The 7,376-nt window shown below is 72.8% G+C and carries 6 protein-coding genes and 1 pseudogene; 5 read left to right on the top strand and 2 right to left on the bottom strand.

The window, feature by feature from the left end:
* Positions 1-2,829 (bottom strand): LamG domain-containing protein (locus tag ACL02U_RS06365; RefSeq protein ID WP_412789646.1); only part of this gene is annotated, 2,829 nt, incomplete at its 3' end.
* Between the two features lie 471 nt (positions 2,830-3,300).
* On the opposite strand from ACL02U_RS06365, the gene ACL02U_RS06360 reads away from it, so the two are divergent.
* On the top strand, positions 3,301-3,594 hold the full coding sequence (locus ACL02U_RS06360; RefSeq protein ID WP_412789645.1) for a hypothetical protein: 294 nt from the start codon (positions 3,301-3,303) through the stop codon (positions 3,592-3,594).
* 105 nt (positions 3,595-3,699) lie between these two features.
* A complete protein-coding gene (locus tag ACL02U_RS06355; protein ID WP_412789644.1) occupies positions 3,700-4,908 on the top strand; it encodes a hypothetical protein in 1,209 nt (402 codons plus the stop codon).
* 96 nt (positions 4,909-5,004) lie between these two features.
* On the opposite strand, the gene ACL02U_RS06350 is transcribed toward ACL02U_RS06355, so the two are convergent.
* The gene (locus tag ACL02U_RS06350; RefSeq protein ID WP_412789643.1) at positions 5,005-5,436 is read right to left on the bottom strand and encodes a helix-turn-helix domain-containing protein; all 432 of its coding nucleotides are present in this window, start codon (positions 5,434-5,436) and stop codon (positions 5,005-5,007) included.
* A gap of 149 nt (positions 5,437-5,585) precedes the next feature.
* Between ACL02U_RS06350 and ACL02U_RS06345 the strand changes: the two genes are divergently transcribed.
* The 3 genes and pseudogenes from ACL02U_RS06345 to ACL02U_RS06335 all read left to right on the top strand — a co-directional run.
* Positions 5,586-6,092 carry a WhiB family transcriptional regulator gene (locus ACL02U_RS06345; RefSeq protein WP_412789642.1) on the top strand — a complete coding sequence of 169 codons (507 nt, stop codon included), beginning with the start codon at positions 5,586-5,588 and terminating at the stop codon, positions 6,090-6,092.
* Positions 6,085-6,948, top strand: coding sequence for a hypothetical protein (locus tag ACL02U_RS06340; RefSeq protein ID WP_412789641.1), 864 nt, complete (start codon positions 6,085-6,087; stop codon positions 6,946-6,948). Before ACL02U_RS06345 ends, ACL02U_RS06340 begins: the two co-directional genes overlap by 8 nt.
* Positions 6,945-7,136, top strand: a pseudogene (locus ACL02U_RS06335) (hypothetical protein); the annotation flags it as partial. The gene ACL02U_RS06340 and the pseudogene ACL02U_RS06335, both read left to right, overlap by 4 nt.
* Positions 7,137-7,376 lie beyond the last annotated feature (240 nt).

Genomic DNA, 7,376 nt, shown 5'->3' with positions numbered 1-7,376 from the left:
CCCGGAGAAGTAGTCGTAGTAGGAGCCGGCCCACAGCACGCGGCCGATCTGCAGCGGGCCGTCGGCGTCCCAGGACGATGCCACCGAGTGGCTGCCCTGGAGCTTGCCGTTGACGTAGAGCCGTATCTCCTTGGCGGAGGCGTCGTATTCCGCCGCCAGGTGCGTCCACACTCCGACCGTCGCCGGCTGCTGGGCCACGACCATCTGGTCGCTGATGTTGCCGCCTCCGTCGTCCTGCGGGGACGTGCGCAGCGTCCACGTGCCCGCGGAGGCCAGGTAGGAGAGGTAGAAGCCGCTGTAGAAGGTGCCGTCCTGGCCGAGCACCGTCCGGTTGCCGTCGGGGAGCGTATCCAGCCGGGCCCAGGCGGACACGGTGTACGAGGCCCGGGTGTCGACGACCGGTCCGCTGGTCGCGGCGTAGCCGGTGCTCCCGTCCAGGGCAAGGCCCTGGTCCGTGACCGGTGTCGGCAGCGTGGTCCCCCACTTGTCCGTGGTCAGCAGTCCCTGCCGGCCACGGTCGTCGCGGGTCGCGCCGCCGTACAGGTTCGCGTCGTACTGCGGGACACCGCCGTCGGTGGCGGAGTCGACGGCCGCGCCGCTCGACTCGTTGAAGTGCCAGTTGCCCGTGGGTCCGGCGCCGGGCGCGACGATGAAGTCGAGCTGCCTGGTCTCACCGGGGCGGCCGCCCTCCACGTCGTCCCTGCCGCGTACCTGCAGGCGGTAGGTCCGCGCCTCCTGAGGAGTGAAGCTCACCGTGGCGGAGGAGCCGTCCACGAGCGTCCAGCCCGTGTCGGTGGAGAGCCTGTACTCGAAGGAGACCACGTTGCTGTCCGCCTCGTCGGGGGCGAAGGTGAACGTCGCGGCGACTCCCGGTCCGCCGTGCGGCGCGCAGTCACCCTTGACGCACTCGGTGTAGGGGCTGCCGATCGTCACCTGCGGGACCTTCGGTCTGGTCGGGTCGACCTTGAAGTAGCAGAAGCCGTCCGACGCTTGACTGCTGAGATGGTTCGAGTAGTCGTCGTAGTACGACCATGTCCAGGCGTGGTACCGGTACAGCTTGCCCTCGGTGAGCGTCGCCCAGTCCTTCGCGACCAGCTTGTTGTTGGCGATGGGCGTCGAGGGAGCGAGCGACTGCCCCCCGTCGGGGGTGTCGGTCCAGGTTCCGTCGCTGTTCAGCTCGTCCAGGTCGAAATAGACGCGCAGAAGGCCGTCACCGCCGCCGGGCTGGGTGTGTGGCACCGCCCGCAGCAACGGTGTCGTGTCGGACACGATCTGCGGGTCGGAGACGCTGGTGTTGCACACCGTGGCACTTCCGCTGGCCAGGCCGACGTGGTCGGGCTTGGCGGGAAGTGGGACGTACTGCACCACCAGTGCCGCGTCGTTCCTGAACCGCTTCCAGGCGGAGGTGTCCGACTCGTCGTGCGCCCGCAGCTCCAGCGTCAGCCGGGAGAAGTTGCCCGCCGCGAAGGACTGCACGGTGGGGGTGAGGTTCTCGTTGGGCTCCTGCGGGTTGTCGTGGAGCTCGATCGGGGCGTCCGGCTGCGACGGGTCGCAGTCCGAGCCGCGCCCTGCAGAGACCCAGCGGTCGACCATCCAGTCGAGTTCGGTCGGCCTGGTCGCCCAGGTCGTGGCGGAGGAGATGTTGTTGGTGCGCACCAGGTCCAGCAGTCGCAGATCGCAGGTGAACGACCAGGTCTCGGTGTCCCGGAACGTGGCGTCGAGGATCTTCTTGCCGCTCAGCTGGGACGGGGAGAACTCGTAGTACAGGCGCTGCGTGTAGCCGGGGCCGCAGTAGTAGCCGTTCCAGGTGCCGCAGTGGCCGACGCCCTTGCCCTCGTTGTCGGAGCCGTTGCCCCAGCCGTAGGACTCGTAGCCGTCGCTGCGCAGCAGGGTCCGCTCGGAGACGCTCAACGACACGTTGGGGTCGATGAACAGCGGGAACGCCGACGCGTCGGTCCCGGTCAGCATCTTCGGGTCGGGCACCACCGTCAGCGCGTCGTCGGTGACGGCCACGCCCATGTCGGCCACTTTGTCGCCCTGGCCGGGTTCCAGCCCCGTACCGGACGGCGCCGTCTCGGCCGGGTCGGCCGGGGCCGGATCGCCGGTCCCGGTGGTGTTGCTCCTCATCAGCTGCGTCTGCGTCCCGGACGCGTCACCGGCGGAGTCCCACATCCGGGCGGGCGGCGCCCGGAACACCGTGCGGCCCGCGCCGTCGACCGCCGCCAGGCTCCCGGCCGCGCTCTTGCGCACCTGCAGGTTCTCGGTGGTCAGGTCGAAGGTGAGCTTCTTCAGGGCCTCGCTCTCGGCGGCCTTGGGCGTCTTCACCACGAACACCGGCTGGAGGCTCTCCGGTGTCGCGTTGACCTGCAGGTCGACGCCCGGCAGCACCTCCGGGTACACGGCGCTGGCGCCGTCCAGCGTGGGCGCGGGCAGGCTGCCCGGCCAGTCCAGTTGGAGCGACCGGCCCTGATCGGTGATCCGGGCCAGGGGTGTCTTGTCACCGCCGCCGGAGAACGCCATCTGCACGGCGGCCGCCTTCGGTGCCACCGAACCGTCCGCCCGCTTCACCAGCGTCGCGTCCGGCGCCTGCCAGCCGCCACCCGAAGCGGGCACCCGTACCGGCGCCGTCGCCTCCTCCAACGTGAAGGTGTAACCGTCCGGGTTGGCGTACACCGTCGTCCGCTCCGTGCGCTCCCCCGTCACCTCCACCCGGTGACCCGAGTCCGCGGCGTCGGCCAGCGCCCGCTGCTCCTCCGACTGCGGCGCGGAGTCCGCTTGTGCGGCGGAGGCTCCCGCCTGCTGCGCGGGCAGCACCAGGGCTGCCGCCAAGGTACTCAGTGCGAGCGCGACGGGTCCCGCGCCTCTGCACGTCCGACGCCGACGGCGTCTCCCCTCGCCGCGCAGGCTCCGGTCAGCAAACACAGAAAACATCCCCCCGCTTTACACGATCTTCAAAAATGCCATGTGATTGGACCCCACTTCCCCACGCCCGTCAAGACCGCGCCGAGGTACGTGCGGCAAAATGCCTTCAGGAGGCTTATTCGTCTCTAATACCTGTGCATATCCAGACAACTCAGGCGGATATTTCGGGCTTTCCGTCCGCGGGGCGGCGGACCGGCGACGATTCCCGGTGTCCACGATGTGGACCGCCCCCGCTCGTGCGTTGCCGGGGCCCGGCAGCGTCGGGCAGCAGAACACCGCCGCCCCGACCCCCTGTCCGCCCGGCCCGCACTCCCGCAGCATGGACGCACTGCGCCGCGTTCCGTCTGCGGTTCCCGGCAGTTCGCGCGGTGCACCGGAATGACGAGGACGGGGGTCTTCATGCCGCACGATCCGCAGCCGCACACCGCGACCGGACACCTCGACGCACTCGGCGTCGACGTACGCCTCGCCGTCATCGAGTACGGCGACTGCCTCGCCGAGTACGGCCCGCGCGCCGACGATCCGGCCGTACCCCGGCAGGCCCTGGACGACTACGCGGTCGCCCTGGACGTACTCGCCCTGGCCCGGCGCGTCCCGACCGAGGACGTGCCCGCCCTGCTCGGCGTCGGCACCAGGGCGCTGCTCCGCTTCCACCGCGCCGTGCACGCCTGATCGACGCCGCGAACCACTCGCGAACGGCTCGCGAACCACTCGCGCACCAGTCGCACACAACCTACGAACGGCTCAGCCAACGGCTCCACCAACGGGGGTGGCCCCTTGCCGCACACACCGCAACGTGCCCGCACACCGGTCCGCGCGACCCCGGCCGAAGTCGGGCGGGGCCATCGCGGCCGCACGGCACTGGCGCACGGACTGCTCAACGGAACCGGCGCCTTCGCCTTCCTGCTGATCACCCTGGGGGCGCTCCCCCTCGGCACCGGAACCGCAATGCTGGTCATGTTCGGGACGCTGGTCCTGTCACCGGCACTCGCCTCCTACCGCGCCCAGCCCCGGCCCCCGGCCGGGAGGAGCGGAGGAGCAGCAGGAGAAGCAGGAGGGGCAGGAGAAGCAGCAGGAGAACGGGACGGGAAGGAGCCGCGGGGGCGGGGGCAGGGACGGGGGCGGGGATGGCGCGGCCGAAGAAGCGAGGGGGGAGAGGCGGAGGACGAGGGCCGGGCGTGGGCGCAGCCGCGGGACTCGCGGCGGGCTCCCGAGGTGCTGGACGCGGACGGGGGCGAGAGGGCCGAGCAGGAGGTGACCCGGTTCGGTGAGCTGCTGGGCGGGCTTCCGCTGCCGAGCGGGGCCGCGCTCACCGAATGGCAGACGGCTCTGGACGCCTACGAGAGGGCGAAGGGCGCCGCCGCCGAGGACGTGCCGCGCATCCTGGAGGAGGGGCGGGCGGCCCTCGCCCGGATACCGGGGGCACCGGCCCGGGAGGCGTGGGCGGAGTGGAGCCGGGGGTGCGGCACGGCCACCGTGCGGCTCGCCAAGCCGTCGGGGCGGCCCGGGTCCCGTCCGTCGGGGAACCAGATCCTGCTGTTCGCCGCCGAGTCGGAGGGCGGATTCCGGGTCCAGGGCCGGACCGGCGGCCGTGGCCGGCTGCGCACACTGGCCGAGGGCAGGCGGGGCCCGGCACTCGTCCGCGTGCCGCTGCCCGTGTCGACCGAGCGGGACGTCACCGTCGAGATCAGCTGCGACGGCCCCTGGCGGGCTGCCCTGCGGTCCGCGTCGGAGGCCCGCCGGCTGTCCGGCACGCTGCGGGGCTCCGCCGGCGAGGTGCTGCTCAACGAGGCGGGGCACCGGGGCGCGGTGTTCGAGCACCTCGGCGAGGGGCCGTTCACGGTACGGGAGCCGTCCGCCCGCGATCCCTACAGCGGCCGGGTGGTCGCCGAGGGCGAGGGACGCTGTCGGCTGCACCTGGGCCTGCACGGCGTCCGGGTGTTGTTCGTGGAGACCGAGGTCGACTGGATGCTCACCGCGGACTGACCGCACTGCACGGAGCGCACTGAACGCACGGCACGGACCCGCTGCCCGCCGCAGACCGGGCGCGGTCCGCCTGGGCACGGTCCGTCCGGGCGGGGGTCAGTCGCGCGCGGCGGCCTGGCCTCCGGGGGTCGTGTCGCCGGGTTCCAGGAACTGGGTGACCACCTTGATGAACACGTCGAGCCGCTCGTCGGGCACGCCCAGCCAGTGGGCGAAGTCCTCGATGGTGGGCTGCCATTCGGGGGGCGGCAGGAGGTCCGCGGTGAACGGCAGCTCCTCGGCGGTGACCCGGCCGGACCGGATCAGCATGTCCCGGACGGAGACGCCGAGCACCCGGGCGAGTCCGCGCATGGTCTCCAGGTCGGGCATGCTCTGACGCTGGAGCAGCCGGGTCACGGCCGCGCGGTGCACTCCCGCCTCGTCGGCGATGCGGGACTTGCCGCCGCCCCGCGGAGTGTCGATGTCGTATCCGCGTTCCCGCATCAGGTCCTCGACCCAGCTGGCGAACGCGTCCAGGCTGTGGGCACCCATGGCCGCTCCTCTTTCCGCACGGAGATCCACCGAGTTTAGCGTGCTTGCGCACGCGGAATTACGCGCACGCGTGCACGCAACAGTGAACTTCGGTGAAATTTTTCCCGCCCGCGCACAACCTTTGACTTAGTTGCGCGCTCGCACGCACCGTGTCACAGTTGGCCCTCCGTCAGAACGGAACGGACTCAGGAGTCACCTTGCCCGCATCCGCCCCGCCTCTCTCCCAGTTCCTGTCGTACCCACCGCAGCCGTCCGGCCCCCCGGACCGCCTCCCGTGGCAGGCCGCGGCCGCCTGTGCCGGACTCCCGGCCGCCGTGGTGTTCTCCCGGCGACCGAGCCAGGCGGCGCCCGCGCTCCGCGCCTGCCGGGCCTGTCCGGTGCGGCGCAGGTGCGAGGAGGTCGTCAGCCCTGCCGAGAGCTGGTTCGACGGCGTCTGCGCCGGTCGGCTGTGGCGCAACGGGCGACCGGTCGCCGTACGGGACGACCCGAGCGGGGCGGTACCGCCGCACCCGCATGCGCACTCGTATCCGCACTCGCACCCGTATCCGCACTCCGGTCCGGTCCCGATGTCGCCCCCCGATCCGGGCGAGGAACCGGACGACCGCGGGACGGTACCGCCCGCCGCGGCGAGCACTCCGGGGAGCACCCGTGCCTGACGCCACCGCCACGGCCCGCGACACCGCCCTCTGGATCACCGCCCTGCTGCGCGACTTCCCCGAGCTCTCCCGGGAACTGGCCCCCGGCCGCCCCTCGCCCGGCGCGTCCACCCGGTCCGGCGCGGCCCCCGAGGACCCCCGGCGCCGCGCGGCTCAGGACGCGCTGGTGCGCCGTGAGCGCAGGGAGGCCCTGCTCATGGAGCAGCGGCACGGCACCCCCGTGCTCGGCCACAGTGCCGCGCCGCTGCGCCTGCACGTCTCCGACGCCATCCGCGACATCACCGACGGAGTGACGGAGCTGGACGAGGCGGTCCACGCCAAGCTGAGCCTGCCGCGCCCCCGCCGGACCCCGGTCCCGCAGCGGCTGCGCCGCCTCGCCGGACTGCTCGACGCCGTCGCCGACGACCCCGTACTGGCCCGGCACGTGCGCGACGAGACCCGCCGCATGGCCCGCCGCTGCGCCCGTACGCTCGGCGACACCGAGTCGGTCGTACGCGTAGCCGGGCGCTGCCCCTGGTGCGACTCGGTCTCGCTGCGCGCCTTCCCGGACCGCCGCGCCGTCCTGTGCGTCAACCCCGCCTGCCGCTGCACGGACGAGGAGTGCGGCTGCCACGACGATCCGGCGTACCGGCATCTGTGGCCGGAGGAGCAGTGGCAGACCCTCGCCGGCGTGGCAGGCGCCGACGCGGCGGAGTTCGGCAGCGCGATGGAGACCGTGCTCCCGGCGCCGCCCGGCACGACTCGCACGAACAGCACGAGCAGCACGAGCAGCGCGACCGGCGTGCCCGGCAGCGGCCCGGTGTCCGGGCAGCTCACCCCACCGTCCACCGCCGGCAACAGCAGGGGCCCCGCATGACGATCGTTTCCGCATTTCCCACCCTGGTCCCCGGCCCGGTCGCGGCCCGTGAGGCCGGGGTGGCTCCGGCGACCATCCGCAAGTGGGTCCAGTTGGGTCACCTCACCGCATCGGGCAAGGCCGGCCGGGCCCATCTCTTCCGCCTGGAGGACGTGTTCGCGGCGGAACGCGCGGCACGCGGCAGGTCCGCCACCCCGCAGGCCGGGTCGAGCACGCCACCCGGCGGTCTCGGCACCGCCGCCGACCCCGACGACGCGGCGCCGGCGACCACCCGGGCCACGAACCGCGTCACCGAAGGCACCGCCGGACGCACCGGCGGACGCACCGGCGAACGCCCCGCCCAACGCATCACCGCAAGTGCCGCCGCACGCGCAGCCGGCCACCGCGCCGACCGCGATGCCGACCGGACCGCGAACCCGGTCGCGAGC

The organism is Streptomyces sp. MS06, assembly GCF_047200655.1.
Classification (GTDB): Bacteria; Actinomycetota; Actinomycetes; order Streptomycetales; family Streptomycetaceae; genus Streptomyces.
The sequence above is the reverse complement of the archived record's forward strand: the minus strand, read 5'-3'. Positions and strand labels throughout refer to the sequence as shown.